Here is a 23,582-nt window from a genome sequence, read left to right as displayed (position 1 = left end):
TCTTATTCAAAGTAAACACTATGACTAAAATTTTAGTAATTGAAGACGAATTATTTGTTCGAGAGAATATTGTCGAACTTCTAGAAGCCGAAGATTTTGCAGTTTTTAGCACTGAAAATGGCATTTTAGGTATCTTATGGGCTCAAGAAAATATACCCGATCTCGTTATTTGTGATGTCATGATGCCCGAAATGAACGGATATGAAGTACTATCCGAAATGCGAGAATTGCCCATGACTTCTCTAACTCCTTTTATTTTTCTGACAGCTATGTCTGACAAAGGAGATATTAGACAAGGCATGGAATTAGGGGCAGATGATTATCTGACTAAGCCATTTACCAGAGAAGAGTTATTGGGTGCAATTCATACTCGTTTAGCAAAACAGGAAAAATTAAGACAACAATATGATCGAGAACACCAAAGGGCTGAGATCCTAGAACAAAGGGTTAAAGAACTAGAACAATTGCAAATTAAAGAGGAGATATCCCATGAATATCACGAAGCTTTGCTAAAGATTAATACAGCAGTTAATTTAATTAAAAAAATTCAACCAGGACAAAAACGCGATCGCAATCTCAGAATTATTCAAGAAACTTGCGCTAAAGAAATTAGTTTACTTAAGCAAATCCCTAATTTAGACTCTGAAAACCCTGCACTTTCCTTGATTTTGCAAAATTAATTGTTTGGTTTTGATTACATGATTAGTATAGAATTTTAGAATTTTAAGACGTTGGGAAGCTAATATCTTAAAAAGAAGTATCACTAATGTATTCATCAAGTGGCAATCAAAACCAGGTCAATTAAATTTAATTATCGATATTTTGGTTTATTCATAATTAGCATTCTGTTGTTTGTTGTTATTGAACCAGCATTAGCTCAAGAAACAATAGCCGTCAATCTAGAGTTTCTAGATACACTCTGGTTGGTTATTGCTGGCAGCTTAGTATTTTTTATGAACGCTGGCTTTGCCATGTTAGAGGCAGGTTCGTGTCAAACTAGAAACTCAACCAATATATTGGCTAAGAACTTGATTGTTTTTTGTATTACAATTTTGGCTTTTTGGTTACTTGGTTTTGGTTTAATGTTTGGTAATGGCAATGCTTGGTTAGGGAAAACAGGCTTTTTCTTTCTGGCTTTTGAACCACCATTTAGTGATAGCAACAGTTTTGCTAGCCTGCAAACACTCTATCCACTACAGCCTATGGTGGTAGCATTTTTCTTTCAGCTAGTTTTTGCAGGAACTGCTGCCACTATTGTTTCCGGTGCCACAGCAGAAAGAGTCAAGTTTTGGGCTTTTTTCTGGTTTAGCTTTTGTTTAGTGGCGATCGCTTATCCTCTAACTGGTCGTTGGGTATGGAATCCTAATGGCTGGTTGGCAGTTAACTTTAATTTTCTTGATTTTGCTGGTTCAACAGTGGTGCATTCTGTTGGCGGGATGGCCGGTTTGGTCGGAGCAATTTTAATTGGACCTCGCAGAGGTTGGCAAGGTTATAATCCCGATGAAGTCCCAGGAAATAAATTTACTAGTCATCCTCAAACATTCAGTTACTATAGTTTGTCTCTGTCAACCTTAGGTTGTCTAATTCTTTGGTTAGGTTGGTTGGGGTTTAATGGCGGTGCAACTCGTTCTATTACCGATCTTCCCCATATCATAACCACCACTATGATGGCGGGTGCATCAGGAGGGATTTTTGTATTGTTTTTAAGAGGTTTACGTCGTCAAAAGGCAACATTATCTTTAGTAATTAATGGTATTTTGGGAGGGTTAGTAGGTATTACAGCTTCTTCTGCTTACGTTAGTTTAGGGGTTGCTCTCTTTATTGGGATGGTTAGCAGTTTGTGGATTATATTAATTGAGCAACTGCTAGATGTTTTGAAGATCGATGACCCCGTTGGCGCAATTCCCGTCCACTTGGGTTGTGGTATCTGGGGTACTATAGCTGCAGGTTTATTTGCCAACCAGTTACCACCTTATATTAATGATCCTGTAATCCGAATTGAGCAGATAGTCAGTCAACTTGTGGGCATTTTATCAGTTAATCTAACTATTCTAATTTTGAGTTTAATCTTTTGGTTGGGGATTGGTTTGGCAATTTATGGAATTGAATCTCTCAATCGCAACTTAAGATCTTCTCTTGGTTATAAACCAGCTTTTAAATATGAAACTTTCTCGCAGACTGACTACTCAGAAAATAAATTACAAAAATATGATTTTTCTCGAAACAAAAAAAACTTATATTACTATCTACGTTGTGGGAGAAAAGCATTAAGAGTATCTCTTCAAGAAGAAATTCAAGGCAGTGATGGAACTTTTTTGTAAACGAGCCTCACTCGTAGCCATAAGCTATAGGCCATAAGCTTTTTTAAATTTCTTTGACCCGAACTGAGGTCAAATAGGAAAACGTTTCATCATGATGCTAGCTTCCCTAGCTTTATCAGAAAAAGTGGCAGAAATATTAGGAATTTGGGGTATCTGGGATAAGACATCAACGGTACGCCGTAACATTCTCACAACATCTCCTTCTGCCAAGCTTACACTTTCACATAAGTCATTCCATTCCATTCCTAAGGCCCATTGTTCACACAAACCGACCAGCTCATATTCTCGCCATACGGGCAAACCAACTCCATGTCGGCGTTGTACTTGGAAGAGGCGAGTTCGTATTTCTCGCAAAGCTGAATTTGAGGTGTCAATTTCTGAGGTATCATCAGTTTCTCGCTTCTTAACACCTAAAGCTTCTAACACTTCTCTAGGAGGAGGAAAGTCACACCAGACATCGGCTCGGGGAGTTTCCGTGATTAAAGCACAGACTGTAGCTGCTAAATGATGAGGTTCAAGATGCTCCAGCTCACCAGAAACAAATACTAAAGCTAACCAGAGTTCATTATCACCTCGAATAGTTGCTGCTGCTTGACCTAAAAAAGTTGGGGTAAATTCGTCTAAAGCTGCAAATTCTTGCAGAACTTTGATCAAATTAAGAAATTCTTCCCAATAGTAAGATTGATTAGATTTTTGCTTTTGATACTTAATTTGGGTTTTATGGAGTTTTTCTCGTAGTTGCAGTCGTTTATTGTGTTTTTTCAATAAACGATGGGGTTGAGGGACTTTTTGTACGGGGTGTTGCTCAATTTGTTGCTGGACAGTGTCTAATCTTTTTTGCTGTTCTAGTACTTCAGGGACTGGAGCTGTTGGGATTAAATAATTAGCAATTTGTTTAACCGCGATCGCTGTATACTCATCTCCTTTACGCCACTTGCCTAGTTGAAGATTATCCAAAGCTGGTATGGGTATTTTGGCGATTTCTGTCTCAGTAAAAGTTCCCTCGTTAATTGCAGTGACATCAGCATTAGCTGCGATATACCAATAATTATCTGACCCCAAGCACAGTAAATTTGACGCTTTACCAGAACCAGGAATCTTGTCGATCAACACTGCTGCCAGAGGGGAGTTTACTCTGATATGTTTTCCTTTTAAACCAATAATTCTGCCTGGTTCTAATTGGGCAATTAACGGCTTGATTTCGTTTTTGCGAGTTGCTTCAGCCTGTTGTTGTAAAATTTCTAACAGTCGTTTTTCTTCCCTGGCTCGCTCTTTTAGTTTCTGATAACTGGCTAATTGTCCAGGGGCAATGGAGGCGAGAGCGATGTCTAGCTTAGCTAACTCTGTCGTGATTTCAGCGATCGCTACTTGCTCTGGAGCTAGCTTTTTCTGAGACAGGTATTCGGCAAAACTTCTCTCTAAAAGTTCTTTAACTTCAGCCAAAGTATGCTTTTGCAGTAAGTTAAGTACCATGCCATAGGAAGGTGTAAACCAACTTCTAAGAGGTTCAGATTGGGAGGTAGCTAAAAAAGCCGCTTCTTTTGCACCCTCAAAAGGAGTTTGTAAAGTTACTACATGACCAACTTTATCTTTGCCTCGTCTTCCCGCTCTACCTGAGATCTGCAAAAATTCCGAAGGACTAAGCATACTATGTCCTCCGTCAGTGCGTTTAGACAGAGCAGACATCACCGTAGTACGGGCAGGCATATTAATTCCTGCGGCTAAGGTTGCAGTGGCGAACACAATCTTAACCAGCCCCAATTCAAATAACCTTTCGACCAACTCTTTCCAAGCTGGTAATAGTCCTGCGTGGTGAGAAGCAATGCCGCGCATCAAAGGTTCAATCTGATCAATTCTGGCGATCTGGGAACTTTCACATAGAAATTGCCATAGTTGATATTTCTGATTGGGATTGGCTCCCAGATATTGAGCTAAATTAAACTCCGCATTGTCATTAGCCGCTAGATATGCGCGTAATAAGTCGACTAACTCGGCATCAGATTCGGCAAAATATTTTAACAAAGCTGTTTGCAACTCAATATTTTCCGCCAAAAAGAAATAAAGTAGAATGTTCTCAATTTGCTGCCCTTCTTCGGTAGTTAATAGATTCAAGACATCTAAATGATCTACTGCCTGATCGCAACCTCGGCGACTAAAAATAATGTAAATCGCAGGGAGCATATCTTTGGCTTGAAGTTGCTGTACCACTTGATAAATTTTGGGGCAATCTTTCAGCTTCAGCCTTTTCGATTTCTGACCTTTTCGAGGAGCAGACGCTTTGAGCTGGGGATTGATCTGAGTCCCATTTTGATTTAATAATCGATGAATACCACGGCGATCGCAAAAATAATATCTTAAGGGAACAGGACGAAAATCTGAATTAATCAGCTCACATTCGTAAGTATCTTCATGGTCTAAATGAGAATTTCGGACTTTAACAATCCAGTCGGTTAGTTCTTGAGGATTACCGATTGTAGCAGACAGAGCTACTAGCTGAATCTGAGGGGGACAATAAATAATCGACTCTTCCCACACCGTACCCCGAAAACGGTCACTGATGTAATGGCACTCATCCAACACAACCGCTTCCACGTCTTCTAGAGTAGTACCAAGCTGACCAATAGGTGTTTCATAGAGCATATTGCGGAAAATTTCTGTAGTCATTACTACTACCGCCGCGTTGGGGTTGATGATGATATCTCCAGTCAACAATCCAATTCTCTTGGGATCGTCGGCACCAAATTGCTCCTGAAAATCGCGAAATTTTTGATTGGAAAGAGCTTTGAGGGGTGTAGTGTAAAAAACTCGTTTACCATGTTCTAATGCTCTGTGGATAGCATACTCACCAATTAATGTCTTACCCGAACCCGTAGGAGCGCAGATGACTACTGATTTTCCTGCTGCCAAAGCTGCGATCGCATCTTTTTGGAATTTATCGAGTTCAAAGGGAAATAATTCTGGCAAATTTAACTTAGAAGTGGGAGCGATTAGATTCACAGGCGGTTCTATTGAATCGGACTATAGATCACAATTTTTAACCTTGATGATTTATATCTAGATTGTGACATTTCTATATTGTGACATCTTTGCCAATTTTATGGCTTCTACAAGAGTTATTCTCCTAGTATCAGCTTATCAACGATAAGTAGGTAGGCAGAATAATTTATAAAACCGTACTATTAAGCTGTTTCTCTATTCCCTGTTCTCTGTTCCCTTCTTACGAAGTTTGCTTATGCTTGCGGTATCCCTTTGGGACAAGCGGGGTTCCCCCGCCACCGCAACTTCGCGCTGTTCCCTATTCTCCTGCCGTAGGCATTTTATATTTAATTACACCCACCTACTTACTTCAAGAATTACCAATATTTATAGGCAGACGGATGGTAAAACAAGTTCTGCCTGGTTCTGATAGTAGTGAAATTGAACCACGATGACGATTTTCCACAATGCGTCTCACGCTATCTAAGCCTAAGCCCGATCCTTTACCTATTGATTTGGTAGTAAAAAACGGTTCAAAAATACGGGATTGAATTTCTGGAGGAATACCTATTCCAGAGTCAACAATTTTTACTTCAATGAAGTCAACTAAAACAGTGGTAATAATCTCAATTATCCCTTTACCCTCAATTGCATCAATTCCATTATCAATGAGATTGGTCCAAACTTGATTGAGCTCACTACCGTAGGCTTGTATTTTGGGCAGTGAGCGATCATAGATACGTTTTATTTCTACTCCTTGCTTTAGTTTGTGGGATAACAGTTGAATGGTATCTTCTAAACCTTGATGAACATCAATTAGCTGTTTAGCACCTCGATCTAAGTAAGAATAAGAGCGCATTGACTGAACCAATTCCGAAACTCTTTCTGCACCTCGCAACCCAGACTGAATCATCGTCATGACCTCAAAAGACAAGGCCAGCCAACGTAATCCCATATCCTTAAATTCCGTAGTTTCGTTGCGCCAGCGTGCAGTTAGCTCCTCCAATATTTGTATTTGGATATTTCCTGCTGCTAAAGGTTCAGCTAGCTTCCAAGCATCTTCAATTCCATAGTCTTCTAGCCAATCTAAAATTTCGTCTTCCAGATCCATCATCTGCAAAGGTTGAGAGGGACTATTAACAATAAAATCATAGCCATCATCCCTGGCTTTGAGCCATTTAGCTGTGTGTTCTGCTTCTACATTGCGCTGACCATAAACTAAATTCATGCGTTGTAGTTCCAACAGGGCAGGGGTAATGTCTTTGAGGGCGCGAACCACCGCTGCGGAGGGATTATTAAGTTCATGAGCCAAGCCTGCGGCTAGAGTTCCTAATGCAGCCATCTTCTCGCGGTTTTGAATAAATGACTGCAATCCTTGTACTCGGCGCTGCACAGTTTTGAAGACAGTTCTTTCAAAGTCACGACATTGATGTACCAGTTGTAGAAAGTCCTCGGCAGTAATTTCGTAAGCGAGACAGTCTGTTAAAGCTATTAGCGTTACTGGGACTGTATCATCTGTCATAATTTGGATTTCACCAAAAAATGAAGGGGCTTGATGTTGCCCAATTGACATTTGTACCCCCTCACTTAAACGATTGATGCTAATAGTACCTGAAGTTAAAACAAAAAAACCCCGATGAGGATCTCCCTCTCTAACTAAAATTTCTCCTCTGACCAATTTGGTTTCTGTAGCGCGATCGCAAACCCACTCTAGGCGATCGCTTTCTAAATGTTGAAACAATTCTAAGCACAGAAGTTCTTGGGCACACAGCATAGTTAATAATCTTTGACTAAATGCAGATTAGAACGATTCATCCATTTGATTTTAAAGCACCATTGAGATAAATTTTCGCGGTAAGGGTTGAAATTGCGGAGACTATTAGCTGTAACCTGAGACTAGTTATTAATTGGTTAGGGACAAAACAGAGTATCTCTAGTATCTCTTCCTGTGGTGGGATTGGTACCACTAGCAACTTTACATAGCTGTTTTTCTGTTATCGGACTCATTAAAACTCCAGTAAAGTCAGCTCCGGTAATAGTCGCCTCCTGTAACATGGCATTAGTCAAGTATGCTCCTGACAAAATTGCATTGGTCAGATTAGATCGAGTTAGACGAGCAGATTCCAAACTAGCGTTGCTTAAATCCGCTCCCTCCAAATTAGCCCTGGATAAATTAGCCCCAAAAAGACGGACCCCCGATAAATTAGAAAAGCTAAAATCGCTGCCTCTCAAATTTGTGTGGTCAAAGCTGGCATCAGTTAAATCTTGATGGGAAAAATCTGTATCGGTTAACACCTGTTTATTGTAGTCCGCACTCCAAGCAGGTGAGACATACAGAGATACTGCCAAAATCAGAGCAACAGTAAAAGTTGCACCGCAAGCCACAATAGCCAATAGTGACTGCCAAATAGTTTTGAAATTCATTTTTCTTAGCTAAATTTTGTTAGTTAAAACAATATTATGAGGAAAATTAGGTCTAAATGGAATCGTCGTTAAGTAAATATATCTTTTCAAGTATCGGTTAGTGGTTAATAATTAACCGTTCAACAACTCTTCACCTAAAAACTCTCTAATTTCCTTATCTCGCAATAAGCAGCTATTTTTGACTACTTCGCAATTTTGGGATTCATTAGACTCTGATAATACCGCTGCCATCAAGGACTTACTTTGAGATTCAGAGTGTCTAAGTTGCTTGACCTCTTGCTCCAAAGATTCAATACGATCAACTAAAGTACGGATAACTGCTGCTTCAGAGTCAGGTAAATTACCATGTTCTAAAGGTTCTACCTTAACTCCTGAGCGGTAAACCACTCTCCCAGGAATACCTACTACAGTGCAATTGGAAGGTACATCTCTTAAGACTACTGAGCCAGCACCAATGCGAACATTATTACCAATTTGAATATTACCTAAAACCTTGGCACCACCACCAATAACCACATTTTCTCCTAAAGTAGGGTGGCGTTTACCTGTTTCTTTGCCTGTACCTCCTAAAGTAACTCCTTGATAAATCAAAGAATAATCGCCAATGATTGCTGTCTCTCCGATGACAACTCCCATACCATGATCGATAAATACTCCTTGTCCAATCTGTGCCCCTGGATGAATCTCAATACCTGTAAAGAAGCGAGCAAGATGAGAAATCAATCGCGGAAAGAATGGAATCCCAACTTTATACAGCCAATGAGCGAAGCGATGACAAAAAAGAGCCTGTAAGCCAGGATAACAGACTAAAACCTCTAGCCAATTGCGGGCGGCTGGGTCGCGTTCAAAGATGATGCGAAAGTCAGCAATTAGAGAGGAAAGCATTAGGTATTATCCTTTGTTAATTAATTTTTTGACAGTGACAAAACTATTTTATCGTCTTCGAGTCATTTCTATACTCTATAATTTGGCGTAAAAACCTAACTTACTACTTTTTTAATGGGAAAAGGATTGCCTTAATTAAAAATGACGTAAAAGAGACTAAGGCTGATCTAAGAAAAATTAAACAAAAGACCATAACTTAATTATCCTCAGGGTTAGCTATTAGCCAATCTTTTTTTATATTTAGAGGACTTTCTTTAAATCCTCTATGGAGGTATTTAGTTAGTATTTCTGCTTCAATACCTGGCAGGACAAAACTTGCGGTTATTTGTCGATAGCTACCATCGTCTAAATAATAAAATTTAATCTCTAGATCTTGCCACAGCCAAACTTCTTTAATTTTTAGATACCTGTATTTAGTTAGATCGTTAATACTCCCGCTAGTAAAATTTACCTCTACCGCTAAATCTGGATGTTCTTTATCAACTTCAAACGCATAACCTGTATCTGGTTCTTTTCCTACTTGCTCTCCTTCTTTAAGCCTGGTGCTCCCAAAAGGGAAATAGAGAAGATCTATTTTTTCACAATAAGCCTCAATCAAAATACCAATTAATTCAGCGATTCTCTCATGGTTTCTCCCTGGCGACATAATTGTTATTTGATTGTCAAAATAAGAAATTAAATATTGACTATATTCAGGAGATTCTAGTTTTTCATAGTCTGACCAACTCGCACCAGACAAATGTAACACTTGGTCTTCTTGAGCAAATTTGGCTAAATCTAATGGTAATTTTTCGTTAATCAGCATGGCTATGTTACGGCTCTTCAAAGAAGCGATCGCACTTCTATAGCGTTTCTCGTATTAATGAGATACACCTTGGTGGAGTCAGGGAATAGGAAATAGGGAATAGGGAATAGGGAATAGGGGTTTTCAGGTTTTTGACTAAGTTTATATTTGTACCTCACTTATTTGAGAAACGCTATATTTTTAGTTTAATTGGCAACACCTCAAATTCTTGAAGATCGTACATACTTTTCTTAACTTCAGGTTAGTAGGTTGGTAGAAAATTCAAGTGACTCTATAAAGTTTTTAATACCTCAGAATCTTGGATTAACCATTTTTCCCCTTGACGTACTAATTGATAACGTACCAATAAGTTATCGTTATAGGATTGAGTCTGATCCAATTGTCCCGATTGATAATGTTTAGCAACCTCTTGTACTTCTGCTTCTACAGTTGCTTGATTAGGATCATTCTGACTAATAGTTGCTGAGCGCATCTTGAGCTTGTGTTCGTATTCGCGATAAAAATCGCCCTGCTTATATGCTACAGCACGATTACGCCAAGTACCTAATAGTGGTTCTGCCAGAATATTATTGAGCTTTTCAATCTGATATTCCTTACCAAAGGCAGCAGACTTACTCGTTAACCATTGTTGAATTACCTGTTGGGATTGTTGGTCAAAAGTTAATTTCGGTTTAGTGGGAACGGGTTTTACTGAAACTGAAGATAACTCTACAGCCGGTTGACCAATCGCGATCGCTAACTGTGCTTTATTAGCGGTTCTGGGTTCAGGATTGAGAAATAGCCTCATCGCCATAAATCCAGTTGTGCCCACACCTAAAACCAAGCCAATAATAAATAACCAGCCTTTTACTAGAGTAGCTTTAGACCGTTTTTTACGCCGACGAGAAATTTGCCGTTGCTTGACTTTTTGACTCTGATATTGCTGAATTACCGAACTGGGAACAGCTCTCCTAGTTGCTCGTGGCTGCAAAGGCAAAGAAGGAGATTGAGGCGGCAGGTTAGGAGAAGACCTTTTCTGGGTAGAACGGTTTTGGGTCAACGCTTGGCGAGACTTGGGCTTAGTCTGACGAGAAAAATTATTGTCGTTATAACTGCGCTTTGCGGTGGTAGTTTTTTGACTGTTTCCGCCTACTCCTACCCCAACTAGCTCTCTTTCAGGTTGGGCAGCGTGCTCAGATGTGTTAGCTTTAGCTGAAAATACTTTTTCGGTCGAAAATAGATTTCGCCAACGGGAGAAAATTCCTGTTGCATTAGTTGCAGATTGCTTACTTTTACTAATGGGAGCTTGGCGCTTATCAGAGACAACAGCAGGAGTTGCAGGAATTAATTCTTCTAAATAAGCTTGAACTTCACGATCCGCAAAATATTCTTTAAGAGTAATTATAGAGGCACTTAAATCAGGGAATTGAGCCACAACATCTTCTTGCAGCCATTGTTCACTGTAAAAACAAAGAGAGGGTAACAGATCGTTATTGTTTAAATAATTTTGCTTAAATAACTCTAACTTAGTTGGGTCTTGAATATCTTGTAATTTTCTGATGGCTTTGTCTGTATGACCTAAAAGCAAAGCACATACAGATTGTTCCCAGGCAACATCTTGACGTTCACTCAATAGATTTAGCATTCGTTGAGCACGCAGGATTAATTCTGGTTGTTTAAGGCTAAATCCTCGTCCCAAGAGAGCGTAGACCGCTAGATAGTTGGCGATCGCGGAATTACTTTGAGCTTCGGCTTCAAATAACTGTTGTTGTTCTGCAGAAGTCAAATAGGTTCTAAGCTGCTGAATAAAACATAAGAACTGATCGAAACTTAAACCTGAGCGATCTTCTCCTTTCCCTTCTATTCCCTGGCGTTGTTGGAGCATCTCTCTGAGGAGCTTAAATGCTCGTACTCTTTCCGGAGAATCGGCTGGATTCTGGGAAATTAATTCTAAAACTCGATATGGTCTCAGTTTATATAAATCTAGCTCTAATTCTTCTTGTACCTGAGAAAATAAATTTTCTTTAATTAATAAATCTAACCCCATTTGGTCGGCTAAAGCTGCATTTTCATATTCTCGTCGATGCCACTGCTCCCGACCTAACTCCAGATAAGCTAATGCCATAGAAAGAATCATATTTTTTCTAGTAGCAATCTTGATGGCTTTTTCCTGCCGTCGAAGATGTTCATTAAACTCTCGGCTATTTAATGACTCAATTCCTAGCTTAAGTAGCAATTCGTATTCTCCTAATTCATGAAGAATCAATAATGCTCCCACTAACTGTGATGCAGGAATTTCAATGCTGGGATTAACTGTCGAGGGTTCGCTCGGTTTTGGATTGTCGGCAACTGCTGGATCTGCCGTTTCTACTTGCTCTGCTATCTCTAATGTTTCTAAAGGTTGCAAATTAACCAGAAATTGCGCATCGTATGCTGCTCTCTGTTCTGAATGTGTGAGAATTTGATAAGCCTGTTGAATCAACTCCTGGCGAGCCAAAATTGCTTGCTCATTATATTCACGGCGAGGCTTTTGTAGCAAGCGATCACTATAAGCCTGTTCTAATTGTTCGGCACTAGCTTGAATTGGTACACTCAGAATTCGGTAATAGTCGAGGGGTATACGCACGATAATAAGTTCCTCTGGACGGCTTTAACGTCCTGGTAATTGACTAGTAAGTGATAAGTGAGAAATTAAATTATGGATCTAAATTCTGTATGTGGAAACTTTTTGATGACACCTGAATGATATACGTCTTAAGTAATTAAACGGATTTCAAAGACTTGAAATTACATTTTTGCCAGCATTCTAACGTGGTTTTAGCAAACTACAGAAAATATTTAGAATTATTGAGCAAAAAAACAAAGAAATGTAAATTTTGTTAAAAATTATGAATTTATCACAGCCCAAAATTATAGTTATCGATGACGATCCTACTGGTTCACAGACGGTACACAGTTGTTTACTACTGATGCATTGGGATGTAGAGACTCTCAAACAAGGCTTAGAAGATGATGTACCTATTATGTTTATCTTAAGCAATACTAGGGCGATGAGTCCTGAGCAAGCAGCAGACTGCACCAAAGAAGTTTGTCAGAATCTGAAAATCGCGATCGCAGAATTGAAGATCGAAGAATTTTTGGTAGTAAGTCGTTCTGACTCTACGTTAAGAGGACACTATCCTATTGAAACGGACGTAATAGCTCATGAATTAGGTGGTTTTGATGCTCATTTTCTGACCCCTGCTTTTTTTGAAGGGGGAAGAATTACTGTTGACAGTACCCATTATCTATTAATCGACGGAGTTAAAACTCCTGTGTCGGAAACTGAATTTGCTCAGGATTCAGTATTTGGCTATAGCTATAGTTATCTACCTAATTATGTGGCGGAAAAAACCCAAGGGAAAATTTCAGCTGAGGAAGTAATTAAATTCTCTCTAGCAGATATCAGGAGTGGTCAAATTCGTCAACGCCTGTTACAACTTACAGGTAATCAATGTGTTGTTGTCGATGGAGAAACCCAAGCTGATTATGATTTATTAGCTCAATCAATCTTACAAACATCAGCAGAGGGTAAACGCTTTTTATTTCGTTCTGCTGCCAGTTTATTAACCTCTTTGGCGCAGTTAGGAGAACAGCCCGTACCACCAACAAAAATGGCAGACTATAAACCCACTGACAAAACTGGTGTAATCTTGGTGGGGTCTCATGTTCAAAAAACTACTCAACAGTTAAATCAACTGTTAACAGAAGATGGAATTGTGGGTATTGAAGTAGATGTAGCGCGTTTACGCCCTGATCCCGAAGAGCGGACTGCTATTTTACGAGAAACTCTCGAGTCGGTGAAGCGAGTATTTACCCAGGGGCAAACTCCAGTAGTTTATACCAGTCGCGAGGAGTTGAGTTTCCCTGATATTCAACAACGCTTGCAGTTTGGTATATTAGTCTCTGCTCTATTGATGGATGTAGTCAAAGGTCTGCCACCAGAAATTGGTTTTTTAATTAGTAAAGGAGGTATTACTTCTAACGATGTACTCAGTATCGGGCTAAACTTAAGAGCAGCCAGACTAGTGGGACAGATTTTACCAGGCTGTTCGGTGATTCGTACAGAGCCAACCCATCCTCAATTTCCTAACTTACCGGTAGTTTTGTTTCCTGGTAACGTGGGAAATCAAGATAGTCTAGTTGCTGCTTGGCATCGCTTAAGGAACTCCTAAGCTTTGATCGATAGGAATTTACGCTAGTATGTGAAGCGAGAAAACATACCTAACCAGAAAGTGGGTATTAAGGATGATCAGGATAGTTGCATGACTTTTGAGCCTACTATCTCCCTAGATAAAATGGACGATTTAATTGATCCGTCTCCCTTAGTAAATCGTTATTCCCAAATCTGCCTCAAAAATGATGGCGATCGACTTTTGTTGGTTCTGCCCACTCAGGCGGAAATTAATTCTGATTTACCGTGGTCAGAAACGTGGCAAGAACTAAAACATCTCTTACAGACCAAAGAGCAGTCTTGGCAAGTAGGAACAAAAGTGTGTTTGATTGCTAAGGATCGGCTGCTGGACGCTAGACAATTACAAACCATTGATGAAACTCTCAATGACGTAAAACTCTGTCTCGAGACAGTTAATACTAATCGGCGACAAACAGCAGTGGCCGCAGCTACTAGTGGCTATTCTGTGCAGCAAACTCCTCTTAGCCAACCTTTAGGAGATGACCTGGAAGAACTTACTACTGAGCCTTCTATTTTAGCAGAGCCATTGTACATCCAAAGTACGGTACGCTCTGGTATAGAAATACGCCATCCAGGGACAATTGTCATTTGCGGCGATTTAAATCCCGGAGGAAAAGCGATCGCCGCCGGGGACATTTTAGTCTGGGGACGTTTAAGAGGTATTGCTCATGCAGGAGCCCAGGGTAATCGTCAATCTAGAATTGCAGCATTACAAATGGAGTTTACTCAACTGCGTATTGCCGATGTTGTAGCGAGACCACCTAAATTGAGACCAAGTAGTTTTTCACCAGAGTTAGCTTTCATGACTACCGAAGGAATTCGTTTGGCAAATACCCTGGATTTTGCTAAAACTTATGTTTTTTCGGCGTCAAAGAAGGCATGGGTCGATAACAATCAAGCAAAATAGATACAGCAACCAACTAAATTGTAAGCAAACAGTATGAGTCGTATAATTGTTGTTACTTCTGGCAAAGGAGGAGTGGGTAAAACCACCACCACATCAAACTTAGGAGCGGCATTAGCCCAGCAAAATCGCTCTGTAGCCCTCATTGATGCTGACTTTGGACTAAGAAACTTGGATTTGTTGCTAGGACTAGAAGAGCGAGTAGTCTATACTGCTATAGACGTACTTGCTGGAGAATGTCGGCTAGCTCAAGCCTTGGTAAAAGATAAACGTCTTAAAGGTTTAGTTTTACTACCTGCGGCACAAAACCGAAATAAAGAATCAGTTCAGCCAGAACAAATGAAGAAAATAGCTACTGCCTTAGCTAAAGGCTATGACTATATTCTCATTGATTGCCCCGCAGGTATAGAATTAGGTTTTCGTAATGCCATTGCCGCCGCTCAAGAAGCCTTGATTGTGACTACTCCTGAAGTTGCTGCGGTACGAGATGCAGATCGCGTGATCGGACTTTTGGAAGCAGAAGGAGTTAACAAAATTGGTCTAATTATCAATCGGGTTAAGCCCTTGATGGTTGAAGAAAATAAGATGATGGGGGTCGAGGATGTTTTAGAATTATTGGGCGTGCCTTTGATTGGCGTTATTCCTGATGATGAAAAAGTAATTGAGGCTACCAACCGAGGCGAACCTCTAGTGTTGGCAGAATATAATTCTGTTCCGGCTATGGCATATGTTAATATAGCTCGGCGTTTAGAAGGAGAAAAAGTGCCATACCTCGATTTAATGGCAAATCAAGGTAATTTTTTGTTTCGTCTGCGTCGGATGTTTGGTGGCTAATTGGCACAATTAATTTTGGTTGAGACAACACTAATCTTAAATCCTCTTTGTAAACAACACTTATAGATTATGTTCGTGTTATCCAATGCAGACAATCTTAAACATGATTAAAAGGTTTCTGGAAATGCTTTTTCCCTGGAATAAAAATGCTAATAGCCGAGATCGCGCTAAAAGTCGTCTAAAACTGATTATTGCTCATGATCGAGCTATGATCAACCCAGATATGTTGACAGCAATGCGCGAAGAGATTTTGGATGTGGTTGCTCGCTATGTTGAAGTGGATCGAGACGAAATGGAATTTTCTCTTTCTAACGATCATCGTATGACAGCTCTAACCGCTAATTTACCAATTCGCCAAATCAAAAGATTAGGTGTTGAACTTCAAGAAAGATTACCAGAAAATACTTCGATCGATATACAAGATATACAAGATCTAGAGGTACTGGAAGTTGAGCAGAGCGGTAATGAAGCGAAATCTCAATCAGAATAAATATCAATAAAAGCTGTTGTACTAGGCTATCCGCTGGCGTACATACTCCTGTTTTATGGACTAGATTCTTGCGTCTGCGGAATATTCTGGTGAAAAATTTTCTACCAATAAAACTATTGATTTCTAAATATAGCAATACGAACTTTTATTAGGACACTCATTACTCGTTACTCGTTACTCGTTACTCACCCTTCGGGAGGTGCCCTAAAGGACTTCCTTCGGTCGCGCATTCCCTTGCCCAGATAACGCTCCTGGGTAAACGCCTTACGTCGCCCTAAAGGATACCGCTCCGCATAACGCGGGGTCGCACCTTTACTTACGAGCAATCAAATAAACTTGTCCTAACGTAACTTTGTACGGCTATATCTACTCAGAAAACTGTAATCACGAAATTACAGCAATACATTCGATTTCTACCAAAACGTCTTTGGGTAAGCGAGAAACCTCTACGCAAGCACGAGCGGGAGCTGTATCTTCAGCAAAATATTGAGCATAAACCTGATTCATAGAGGCAAAATTGGCTAAATCAGAGAGAAAAACACTAGTTTTGACGACATTATCCCAATTAGTTCCTGCCTCTGTCAGTATTGCTTCAATGTTAGTCATTACCTGCTTAGTTTGAGCAGTGATATCGCTCTCACCGACAATATTACCCGACTGGGGATCGAGGGGAATTTGTCCGGCAATAAAAAGCATCTCACCACTAGTAGCGATCGCTTGATTATAAGGACCGACGGGAGCAGGAGCCAGCTTCGTACGAATAACTTTTTTAGACATAGGGACTAATAATCAATCCTAAAATCAGTAACAGTGAACTAGAAAGATATAAATTAACGGCAATAAACTTGCTGTTGCTTACTTTTTGGGGGGAGTCATGATTTCGCAAAACATGACTAACGAGCTGATAGGCAAAAGGTAAGCTGCCAAAAATAATTAAGCTCAAAGAAGGCAAAACACTTAAAACAACCAAAATTACCGCCAAGAAATAAATACTAGCGGTTAACCAGGTCAATATCTGGGCACCCTTACTTGTTCCCAAGCGCACGATTGGCGATCGCTTACCAGCAGCCAAATCATCTTCTACCTGATGAAAATGGGAACAAAACAGAATAATTGAGGTGCTGATCCCAATGATGCTGGAGATAGCTAAACTAGCACCTGAAAATGACTGAGTTTGAGAATAGTAAGCAGCTGAAACTGCACCAGGACCAAAAGTAACAAAACAAATTATCTCTCCTAAACCCAAGTAGCCCAAACGAAAAGGGGGACCTTGGTAAGTATATCCCAGTAGACAGCAGAGCAATACAAGCCCTAACACAGTCCAATCTTTTTGCCACCAACACAAAGCAAAAATTCCTGCCAGACCAAGACCAAGACAGCAATTAGCAATCCAGAAAACTAAAAATTTGTTACCTGTCAAATTAACGACTGAATGATCTTTGTGAATATCAATACCGGTCTCGGAGTCGAAGACATCGTTGCTTAGATTTAACCAGGCAATAATCAAAATTGCCGACCCTAAGAAAGTAAAAAATATCTGGGAATCAAAAAGACCAGTTTGAGCAAAAGCAATTGCTGTACCCACTGCAATTGGTATGACCGCCACACTGTAAATTGGTGGTTTGATAGCTGCTAGCCACAGTTGAGGATTTATTCTGCTGATTTGCTTGGTTGTCATTGAGATTGTACAAGCGGGAGGTAACAACGGTCGTTTCACCAATTGATACGACCTTTAGTACCCTATCAGGTATGACCCTCAAGTGTTGATGATGTTTCACGAAAATTCACTTTAGACAGTAATTTTCTGGAGACACAAGATGATAAAAATTCTTAATCTCAGTTAATTCTCAGTTAAGTTAGTGTTAGGACTATTGCAGTAGGTAGCCTATAATGTATATCATAAATTTACTTTTTTTTATTAGTTATTCGCTAATAAACATCTGATTTAGATTTTTTTTATAATCTTCGTGCCGAAACTTTATTGGGAATGACACAATCTAAAAGCTCTATGTCCTTTGCAACTCAATCTAGTAATTTAGTTTTAGATAATAATACAGAATTAGATAGTTTTTGGCACAATAATCAGTTTGATTTTACCGTAACAAAAGATACAAAAATTATTAGTTTTGCTTGTCAAATTCCGACTGTAGATCCCCTGGCTTGTTTACAACAATTCGGCCATACTAATACACTTTATTTTTATTGGGAAAATCGTAGTAAGCAAGAATCTGTTACGGCTTGGGGAGTTACTAGAAGTAATTATACTAAATCTAACTCCAGGTTTAGTCTGGCTCAAGATTTTGTAAAAAATTGTTTTCAACAAACTATTAGAGAAGGAGATGATACTCTAGCAATTGGTAAACCAGGGGTATTTTGTAGCTTTACTTTTTTTGCTGATCCTCAAAAAACTGAACCCTTTAAGTCGGGAACTTTATTTTTACCACGTTTTCAAATAGTAAAAAAGAATAAAAACTGCTGTTTAATTGTCAACTTTCCCTTGAAAAAAGAACAAGAAAAGGAAGTAATTGTCAAGCAAATTAAACAAAAAGTAAATAACATTAACTGGTCAGCTTTAGGAAGTCTAAATACTAATGAAGAAGATAGCTTATTACCTATAGATAGGGCTCAATCCCAAGACACAAAGTATTTTAGATCCGTTGTCACATCTGCTCTTGATGCTATTGCCATTGACGAGATGAGCAAAATTGTCATTGCCCACACTACCGACATTCAGTCTGCTGCTTCATTTAAAGTTATCAAATCCCTCAACAATTTGCGTGAGCTTCATCCAGACTGTTATATTTTTGCTACTAGTAATGGTGAGGGACAACACTTCATTGGGGCAAGTCCTGAACGTTTAATCAGTGTACAAAATCAGCAGCTAGTGACCGATGCTTTAGCTGGCTCGGCACCCCGAGGGACAAATAATAATGAAGATTTGCACCTAGCTAATATGCTGCTCAAGAATAGAAAAGAGAAGCGAGAACATAAAGCTGTTAGCGATTTTATCATGCAGCGTCTGCGGAGTGTTGGTTTAAAACCTCATCAGCTTCCCCTGCAACTACTAAAGCTGTCTAATATTCAACATTTATGGACACCGATTTATGCACATTTACCAGCAGACATAGAACCATTAGAAATTGTCGCTCTATTACATCCAACTCCTGCGGTAGCTGGTGTGTCCACCGAAATTGCTTGTGAAAAAATTCGTCATTATGAAAAATTTGATCGCTCTTTATATGCTGCGCCCTTAGGTTGGGTAGATTATGAAGGGAATTGTGAATTTATCGTTGGCATTCGATCCGCATTGATTGATGGCGATCACGCTAGGCTATATGCTGGAGCAGGAATAGTTTCTGGTTCTAACCCCACTAAGGAATTTGCTGAGGTGCAATTAAAATTACAGTCTCTCTTGAAGGCTCTGGTTTAACTGCTAGATGATCGATTTTCGTAATGTCAATACACTGTGGGCATCGATTTTAGTCGAGACACTATACCGTTGTGGTTTGACTATGGCAGTAATTTGCCCTGGTTCCCGTTCTAGCCCTTTAACAGTTACCTTTGCCAATCATCCTCACATTGAAACGATTCCTATTTTAGATGAACGTTCAGCCGCCTTTTTCGCTTTGGGCAGAGCTAAAAAAACGGGATTACCGACAACCTTAGTTTGTACTTCCGGTACTGCTGGCGCAAATTTTTATCCCGCAGTAATTGAAGCCAAAGAAAGCTGTATCCCCCTAATCATTTTCACTGCCGATCGCCCTCCAGAATTACGAAACTGCCATGCAGGACAGACTATTGACCAAGTAAAGCTCTATGGTAATTTACCTAACTGGCAATGTGAACTGGCTCTTCCAGAAGCCGGGCTGGAAATGCTACGCTATCTACGTCAAAATATGGTTCAAGCTTGGACACAGTCGCTGTTTCCTGTTCCAGGCATTGTCCATATCAATGTGCCATTTCGGGAGCCTTTAGCACCTACTTTACAACCCGAACTAGCAGAGTTAGCAACTAAGTTTGATGTTCAAGATTTTTTTAACGCTGTTGCTTCCTCGCCACCTATTAAACCCCCTTACTTTTCTTTGCCCCTTGCTACTTGGCAGAATCAGCGAGGTATTATTATTGCAGGCTTAGCCCAACCCCAAAATCCCCAGAACTATTGTCAGGCGATCGCCAGTTTAGCCAAATTACTATCATTTCCTGTATTAGCCGAAGCATTATCCCCGGTCAGAAACTATGCTCCGTTGAACCCCTATTTAATTTCTACCTATGATGCAATTCTGCGCCAAGATAATCTAGCCAAACAGTTGCTTCCCGAAATAGTGATTCAAATCGGAGAACTTCCTACTAGCAAACAGCTAAGAAACTGGCTCCACAATATTAATGTTCAGCGTTGGATTATTGATTCCAGAGTAGAAAACTTCGATCCGCTCCACGGAAAAACAATTCATATTAATAGCTCAGTTGAACAGCTTGCCCAAAACATAGATTCTAATCAAGAAAAATTTAATCAAGAAAAAATTCAACCATCGAGTTATTGTCAACAATGGTGTCAACTAGAAGCCGAAACCAGAAAAAAATTAGATAGTACTTTAGAATCAATCGCAGAAATATATGAGGGCAAAGCATCTTGGTTATTATCTCGAAGCTTACCCACTGCTACGCCAATTTATATTGCCAATAGTATGTCCGTTCGCAATGCCGAATATTTTTGGCAACCGAGTAACAGCAAAGTTACTCCTTACTTTAGTCGTGGGGCAAATGGTATTGACGGCACACTTTCAACTGCTTTAGGCATAGCTTACGGTGATGCTGGAGTTTTGCTAACAGGAGATTTGGCACTACTACACGATACCAATGGCTTTCTAATTCACCAAAAGTTTCAGGGTCACTTAACTATTATCCTCATAAATAACAACGGTGGCGGTATTTTTGAAATGTTGCCCATTGCTAATTTTGCTTCAGAATTTGAAGAATATTTTGCTACTCCTCAGTCCGTTAACTTTGCCCAACTTTGTGCTACCTATAATGTTGAACATCGACTGATTCAAAACTGGCAAGAGTTTGAACAGCTACTTAATAATCTACCAACAACAGGAATCAGAGTATTAGAGTTGATTTGCGATCGCCAGAAAGATGCAGCTTGGTTAAAAAGCAACTTAGCTCAATTTAGTTAACCAAATAGATTGAAACAGAAATTATTCTTCTGCATTTGTTTCTTCATCTTCGTCTAGAATATCTTCTAGTTCATCTGTCCCCTTATCATCATGAAACCGATCTGGTTGATGAGGCATAAATCGACCAGTACTTTTAATCCATCTAAAAAGAGATTCATTTTCTCTGGGGGAAATAATCGATGCAGGTTCGCCTATCGGTTCTTGTTGAAGTGCAGGATTTTTGTATTTTTTATTCATGTTTGTAGTTACTTCAAGTCTCATGTAATAAATTGCTTTTTAATAAAAGGTGAAGTCATTGCCGTTAAAAGACCGCCATAATCTAGGTTGAAATTTACTCCTACTCCGACTTTTAAATCAGAATTTTTGCAGTCGAGAACCACATGATCGCTACTAGCTCCTAATATTTCCAGATCTTGATTCGGACTTAAACCAGATATCAGAGTATCCTGCTTTCCTAAAGCAATAATTGCTCTTCTGTGCCTACCGCGATCGCGGAAAATGGGAATATTACCGAAAGCATCCTGACAAATTTCTCCAAAGGGCAGAGAAGGCTTTACTTTTGATTCGATAACTTCGGCAATCAATTTAAAAGCATTGGTATGTAATTCTGGAATAGTTTGACCGTTGACAGTTTCACAGCCTAAAAGAATTGATTCTCCCAAACGCAGATTATTAATTCGTCCAACTTCCTTTGTAGATTGGTACCATTTATAGTTAGCCGAGTTCCCCCCAGAAATTAGGGACAAGTTAATTTGAAATTTCTTTTCGATCGCGTCGGTTAATTCCGACAATTGCAGCATTTTTTGATTGTCAGGCTTAATACCCCCATAACAAGCCAAATTACAACCGAGTCCGATAATTTTGAGATGAGGTAAGTTAAGAACTTTTTTAATGAAGAGGAAAATATCATGGGGCAGTATCCCCTCTCGCAAGTCACCCATTTCCACCATTAAAATTATCTGATGAATTTTATTTTGCGAAGATGCATAATAGTTAAGCTTTTCAAGGGTATCAATTTCTGTATTGAGGCTAATATCTACATTTTCAACAATCGATTCTGCTTGACTTGGGGCAGTGCGGAGTAATACAAACTGAGTTGATACTCTCGCATTGATCATCCTTTGAATATTTTCCAAACGAGAGTCGGCAATAAACTTGACTCCTCCTCGAATCATTGCTTCGGCAATTAAAGGTTCTCCCAAGACTGCTTTAGAGACTCCCATTATGGAAATACCCTGTTCTCCGTAAAGTTCGCACAACATCCGAGTATTATGCTGTATTTGAGATAGGATAATTTCTATTCTAGGCATAAACGCTTTCATAGGTTTATGGCAATGTTTAGCATCTACCCTGTCCTTAATAAAGGAGGTATCTGAGAATTTCGTTGGTTTTGCTGAACGAGAGAAGGGAAAAGACTATATAAAGCACGTATCAGTTTTGTACAACCATAAGTCAAAACATCTGTAGTTGGTAACAAAAGACGGTCTTCATAGCTTTTAATCGTTCTCTGAACTTCTGTCTCGGTTAAATTTTCATGGCTTAAAGCGATCGCAATTACCTGAGTTTGGGCAATTGCTTTAATTAGAAGAATTTCACTGACAATACTGGGCATTGGTAAGAGAGGAAAATCGCAGCGAAATTTCCTGCTAGGAGGATGTTGTAGAATAATTCCATCAGGCATACATCCTTTTAAAATGCCTACAGAACTCATAAAAGCGGGATGAGAGACGGAACTTTGCCCCTCTACCAAAATAATGTCGGGACTTTCTTGTTGAAAGGCTTGAACAACGGCATTTTCTATTTCTCCAATCACAAATTGAGAGACCAGGGCATCGATGGATACACCATAGGTTGCCCCTTGCATTAAGCCTGTTTGTCCTGTTGCCACCAACACTGATTTAATACCCGAATTGTTTAAAGCTTTATTTAATTCCACTGCGGTAGTCATTTTGCCACAGGCGCAATCTGTGCCTAAAATGGCAACTACAGGAATATTAACTTTAGCAATTTCTCCCGTGAAGACATGGAGGTCTTTTAATTTTGGCGGTTTTCTGATGTCTTTAATTTCAATCCCCCACCTAGCAGCCATTTCGATGAATTCAGGATCTTCAGAAAAGAACTCATGAAGACCATTAATGATATCCATTCCATTAGTCATTGCTTCCAAGATTAAGGATCTTTCGGCAATAGATATGGAAGCGTCTAAAGGAGCTTTGCCATAAATATAGCAATCGGGAATGTCTGGTAACTGATCTAAAGCTGACTGTAAGTTAGCAAAGATGGGAATATAGTTTTTCTGATTATCTAATTCTTCTCCTGCATCTTTGCCTGCTAAGGAACTATCAATAACGCCCAAAATATTATAAGTTTCCGAGTGTCGAACTAAACCTGCTGCGGTTTTACCGTCCATTAAGCCAAATTGATTTTCACAGTAAACTAAAGCTGTTTTTTTTGCGATCGGCATTAAGATTATTTTCCTTGATGAAATTAATTGAAAACTTGGGATCAATCAGCAATATTGACTTTTATGGAGCTTCAAATCATGATTTCCAT

Annotated in this window: 19 protein-coding genes; 8 read left to right on the top strand and 11 right to left on the bottom strand. The window is 39.5% G+C overall.

Annotation, left to right across the window (positions count from 1 at the left end):
• Positions 1-20 precede the first annotated feature (20 nt).
• Both PLEUR7319_RS35290 and PLEUR7319_RS0113795 read left to right on the top strand, forming a co-directional pair.
• Entirely contained in the window at positions 21-680 is a 660-nt protein-coding gene (locus tag PLEUR7319_RS35290) for a response regulator transcription factor (protein WP_019505824.1), read from the top strand.
• Between the two features lie 99 nt (positions 681-779).
• Positions 780-2,321: an ammonium transporter gene (locus PLEUR7319_RS0113795; RefSeq protein WP_019505823.1), complete on the top strand. Its 1,542-nt coding sequence runs from the start codon at positions 780-782 to the stop codon at positions 2,319-2,321.
• A gap of 69 nt (positions 2,322-2,390) precedes the next feature.
• Here the strand turns inward: PLEUR7319_RS0113795 and PLEUR7319_RS0113790 are convergent, their stop codons facing one another.
• From PLEUR7319_RS0113790 to PLEUR7319_RS0113765, 6 genes are all read right to left on the bottom strand, one after another.
• Positions 2,391-5,318, bottom strand: coding sequence for an RNA helicase (locus PLEUR7319_RS0113790; RefSeq protein WP_019505822.1), 2,928 nt, complete (start codon positions 5,316-5,318; stop codon positions 2,391-2,393).
• Positions 5,319-5,667: 349 nt separating this feature from the next.
• Positions 5,668-7,071, bottom strand: a complete 1,404-nt coding sequence (locus tag PLEUR7319_RS0113785) for a sensor histidine kinase (RefSeq protein WP_019505821.1) — start codon at positions 7,069-7,071, stop codon at positions 5,668-5,670.
• Positions 7,072-7,208: 137 nt separating this feature from the next.
• Complete coding sequence (locus PLEUR7319_RS0113780) at positions 7,209-7,721, bottom strand: pentapeptide repeat-containing protein (RefSeq protein WP_019505820.1); 513 nt, start codon at positions 7,719-7,721, stop codon at positions 7,209-7,211.
• A 111-nt stretch (positions 7,722-7,832) separates the two neighbouring features.
• Positions 7,833-8,606 (bottom strand): serine O-acetyltransferase, encoded by a 774-nt coding sequence (gene cysE / locus PLEUR7319_RS0113775; RefSeq protein ID WP_019505819.1) that lies wholly within the window; start codon positions 8,604-8,606, stop codon positions 7,833-7,835.
• Between the two features lie 196 nt (positions 8,607-8,802).
• Positions 8,803-9,411 (bottom strand): Uma2 family endonuclease, encoded by a 609-nt coding sequence (locus PLEUR7319_RS0113770; protein ID WP_019505818.1) that lies wholly within the window; start codon positions 9,409-9,411, stop codon positions 8,803-8,805.
• Between the two features lie 271 nt (positions 9,412-9,682).
• Positions 9,683-12,016: an IMS domain-containing protein gene (locus PLEUR7319_RS0113765; protein WP_019505817.1), complete on the bottom strand. Its 2,334-nt coding sequence runs from the start codon at positions 12,014-12,016 to the stop codon at positions 9,683-9,685.
• A 262-nt stretch (positions 12,017-12,278) separates the two neighbouring features.
• Here PLEUR7319_RS0113765 and PLEUR7319_RS0113760 point away from each other — a divergent pair, with 262 nt between their 5' ends.
• The 4 genes from PLEUR7319_RS0113760 (at position 12,279) to minE (ending at position 15,852) form a co-directional block, all read left to right on the top strand.
• On the top strand, positions 12,279-13,604 hold the full coding sequence (locus PLEUR7319_RS0113760; RefSeq protein WP_019505816.1) for a four-carbon acid sugar kinase family protein: 1,326 nt from the start codon (positions 12,279-12,281) through the stop codon (positions 13,602-13,604).
• A 90-nt stretch (positions 13,605-13,694) separates the two neighbouring features.
• On the top strand, positions 13,695-14,531 hold the full coding sequence (gene minC / locus PLEUR7319_RS0113755; RefSeq protein ID WP_019505815.1) for a septum site-determining protein MinC: 837 nt from the start codon (positions 13,695-13,697) through the stop codon (positions 14,529-14,531).
• 33 nt (positions 14,532-14,564) lie between these two features.
• Entirely contained in the window at positions 14,565-15,362 is a 798-nt protein-coding gene (minD, locus tag PLEUR7319_RS0113750) for a septum site-determining protein MinD (protein WP_019505814.1), read from the top strand.
• Between the two features lie 103 nt (positions 15,363-15,465).
• The gene (gene minE, locus PLEUR7319_RS35285; protein ID WP_083892561.1) at positions 15,466-15,852 is read left to right on the top strand and encodes a cell division topological specificity factor MinE; all 387 of its coding nucleotides are present in this window, start codon (positions 15,466-15,468) and stop codon (positions 15,850-15,852) included.
• 384 nt (positions 15,853-16,236) lie between these two features.
• Here minE and PLEUR7319_RS0113740 read toward each other — a convergent pair whose 3' ends face one another.
• Positions 16,237-16,629 carry a RidA family protein gene (locus tag PLEUR7319_RS0113740; protein WP_019505812.1) on the bottom strand — a complete coding sequence of 131 codons (393 nt, stop codon included), beginning with the start codon at positions 16,627-16,629 and terminating at the stop codon, positions 16,237-16,239.
• Positions 16,622-17,530 (bottom strand): 2-carboxy-1,4-naphthoquinone phytyltransferase, encoded by a 909-nt coding sequence (menA, locus tag PLEUR7319_RS0113735; RefSeq protein WP_019505811.1) that lies wholly within the window; start codon positions 17,528-17,530, stop codon positions 16,622-16,624. The genes PLEUR7319_RS0113740 and menA overlap by 8 nt, the downstream gene beginning before the upstream one ends.
• Positions 17,531-17,860: 330 nt before the next feature.
• Between menA and PLEUR7319_RS0113730 the strand changes: the two genes are divergently transcribed.
• Together PLEUR7319_RS0113730 and menD are read left to right on the top strand one after the other, a co-directional pair.
• Positions 17,861-19,282 (top strand): isochorismate synthase MenF, encoded by a 1,422-nt coding sequence (locus PLEUR7319_RS0113730; protein WP_019505810.1) that lies wholly within the window; start codon positions 17,861-17,863, stop codon positions 19,280-19,282.
• A gap of 7 nt (positions 19,283-19,289) precedes the next feature.
• On the top strand, positions 19,290-21,029 hold the full coding sequence (gene menD / locus PLEUR7319_RS0113725) for a 2-succinyl-5-enolpyruvyl-6-hydroxy-3-cyclohexene-1-carboxylic-acid synthase (protein WP_019505809.1): 1,740 nt from the start codon (positions 19,290-19,292) through the stop codon (positions 21,027-21,029).
• Between the two features lie 21 nt (positions 21,030-21,050).
• Here the strand turns inward: menD and PLEUR7319_RS0113720 are convergent, their stop codons facing one another.
• Genes PLEUR7319_RS0113720 through PLEUR7319_RS0113710 form a run of 3 tightly spaced genes read right to left on the bottom strand, consistent with a single transcriptional unit; the run spans position 21,051 to position 23,493 of the window.
• Complete coding sequence (locus PLEUR7319_RS0113720) at positions 21,051-21,266, bottom strand: DUF3134 family protein (RefSeq protein WP_144054303.1); 216 nt, start codon at positions 21,264-21,266, stop codon at positions 21,051-21,053.
• Between the two features lie 20 nt (positions 21,267-21,286).
• Positions 21,287-22,351, bottom strand: a complete 1,065-nt coding sequence (locus PLEUR7319_RS0113715) for an alanine/ornithine racemase family PLP-dependent enzyme (protein ID WP_026102508.1) — start codon at positions 22,349-22,351, stop codon at positions 21,287-21,289.
• Positions 22,352-22,374: 23 nt separating this feature from the next.
• On the bottom strand, positions 22,375-23,493 hold the full coding sequence (locus tag PLEUR7319_RS0113710; protein WP_019505806.1) for a DUF1611 domain-containing protein: 1,119 nt from the start codon (positions 23,491-23,493) through the stop codon (positions 22,375-22,377).
• Between the last annotated feature and the right edge of the window lie 89 nt (positions 23,494-23,582).

The organism is Pleurocapsa sp. PCC 7319 (assembly GCF_000332195.1).
Taxonomy (GTDB): domain Bacteria; phylum Cyanobacteriota; class Cyanobacteriia; order Cyanobacteriales; family Xenococcaceae; genus Waterburya.
Note: the sequence above shows the minus strand (reverse complement) of the source record. Positions and strands in the feature narration are given on the sequence as shown.